This is a genomic window from Frigoribacterium sp. AC759, assembly GCF_979256015.1.
Genome location: NZ_CEEDMT010000060.1, coordinates 1 through 852, shown reverse-complemented (window position 1 = coordinate 852; position 852 = coordinate 1). Strand labels below are relative to the sequence as shown.

The window sequence follows — 852 nt, the reverse complement described above, 5'->3', positions numbered from 1 at the left end:
GGCCCTGAGGCCAGCGGTGAAGTCTGTTTCAGACCATGCACCCACCCCCACCCCGAAGGATGACGGCAGACGACTGTCTGTTCAATTGTTCCCGACCGTATTTCGGGAACCACATAGTGGACGCAAGCAGCTTTCCCCCACCTCTACAGGGAGGGAGTGTTGTCAAGTTATCGGCTTATTAGTACCGGTCAGCTCCATGGGTCGTTAGTCCCCACTTCCACATCCGGCCTATCAACCCAGTAGTCTAGCTGGGAGCCTCTCACCCCGAAGGGTATGGAAATCTCATCTCGAAGCCGGCTTCCCGCTTAGATGCTTTCAGCGGTTATCCGTTCCGAACGTAGCTAATCAGCGGTGCTCTTGGCAGAACAACTGACACACCAGAGGTTCGTCCATCCCGGTCCTCTCGTACTAGGGATAGATCTTCTCAAATTTCCTGCGCGCGCAGCGGATAGGGACCGAACTGTCTCACGACGTTCTAAACCCAGCTCGCGTACCGCTTTAATGGGCGAACAGCCCAACCCTTGGGACCTACTCCAGCCCCAGGATGCGACGAGCCGACATCGAGGTGCCAAACCATGCCGTCGATATGGACTCTTGGGCAAGATCAGCCTGTTATCCCCGAGGTACCTTTTATCCGTTGAGCGACAGCGCTTCCACAAGCCACTGCCGGATCACTAGTCCCGACTTTCGTCCCTGCTCGACTTGTCAGTCTCACAGTCAAGCTCCCTTGTGCACTTACACTCGACACCTGATTGCCAACCAGGTTGAGGGAACCTTTGGGCGCCTCCGTTACTTTTTGGGAGGCAACCGCCCCAGTTAAACTACCCACCAGGCACTGTCCCAGAACCGGAT

General features: G+C 56.1%; 1 rRNA gene. It reads right to left on the bottom strand.

The annotated features are described in order from the left end of the window. Nucleotides 1-158 precede the first annotated feature (158 nt). A 23S ribosomal RNA gene (locus ACZ6JE_RS15080) occupies nt 159-852 on the bottom strand; the annotation flags it as partial.